Genomic DNA, 1,295 nt, shown 5'->3' with positions numbered 1-1,295 from the left:
CTCCTTGGGAGAACATTATTGCCCGGGATAGGGTTAATAGAGAGCGAGCACTGTATGGGGCTAGTGTTTCTGGGGGATTTTGCTGCTTCATGTCACTAACCTTTTGACCCCTACTGGTAGAAATTACTTATTACTAGGGTTATTTTCCATATAGATAGTAATATTACTATCAGAACTTATCGGTAAGTATGGGTTTTTAATTATAAAAAACAACAAGCATAATCAGGTCTTACGTAATAAAAACATATTTCATAAGTACCTTGATAAATAGTTCAGTAATTACTACTACTTAGTTTATAAATATAGTTAATTTAAATACTGAATAGCAATGATAAATTCACTTATTGAGCCTCAAGTCCATAGCTTCGATATCAGTGATTTCCCGGAATTTTTATGATTCTATAGTGGGGTGGAAGTATAGGGTTTATAAATGAGATGTAAAGCTGTATGGTCTTTTTTTATTGTCCAATACAATTCCGGAGCTCTTTCTGCTCTTGCCTTTTGCCTCTTGTATGCCAGCCAATTTCTGCAATACATGTGTTTACAACCCAGATACAAACGCCCTTCTAACTTCCTAGACGAAAATAGGTAAAACAGTTAAACTATTAGGATATTAGGACTTCCGCAAAACTGGGCACCAAACTCTAGCTGTAGGCGCGCGGGTGAGTCCCTACAGCTAGAGTTACTGCCGAAGTTTTGACTAGATCAGTTTTTAACTTAATTAGGGACAAAATTTGTCCTTTTGAGCCAAGTAGTAGGTCGTAGGTTGTAGGTTCTAGATGAGGGGATGTACCTGACCTGACGACCTGACGAGGGTGAACCTGAAGGCTAAACTAATGTGATACCAAGCTTTGAGAGAAAGTTCTCCCTCAAAAAGAAAAGGGTGATTAACAGCTCAGGTAACAAGATGATGGCCAAAAGCGTTCTTAGCAAACTGATAAATTCCATAGGTGCGCTTTCCGCATCTAATTATTAAATTCGCCACGGGTCGCACCTGTTGAGTTTTAATTTGTAGGTCAATAGTCTCGCTTAATTTTCTAGAACACCTCACACCTTGCACGCTGAACCCTAGACCCTACACCCCCTTCTCTGGCAAAATCCCTTGGCTTCCAAGGGATTTTAGCCTTGTTACAGAGCTAGAGACCGAAACTTTTCTGTTTCTGCTAACGCTGGGTTGATCCCAAACCAGCGCCCTTGTTCATCTTGGTATTCATAGACAAACATACTGCGCAACAGGGTTTGATATTCTTGTTCCCCCTTGACGGACTGCTGTTGCACGACTTGAGATAGCAACT

General features: G+C 40.2%; 1 pseudogene. It reads right to left on the bottom strand.

The window, feature by feature from the left end:
• Positions 1 to 1,128 precede the first annotated feature (1,128 nt).
• Positions 1,129 to 1,295 (bottom strand): annotated as a pseudogene (locus tag F6K53_RS43155) (ATP-binding protein); the annotation flags it as partial.

The organism is Moorena sp. SIO4A1 (genome assembly GCF_010672065.1).
GTDB lineage: Bacteria > Cyanobacteriota > Cyanobacteriia > Cyanobacteriales > Coleofasciculaceae > Moorena.
Note: the sequence above shows the minus strand (reverse complement) of the source record. Positions and strands in the feature narration are given on the sequence as shown.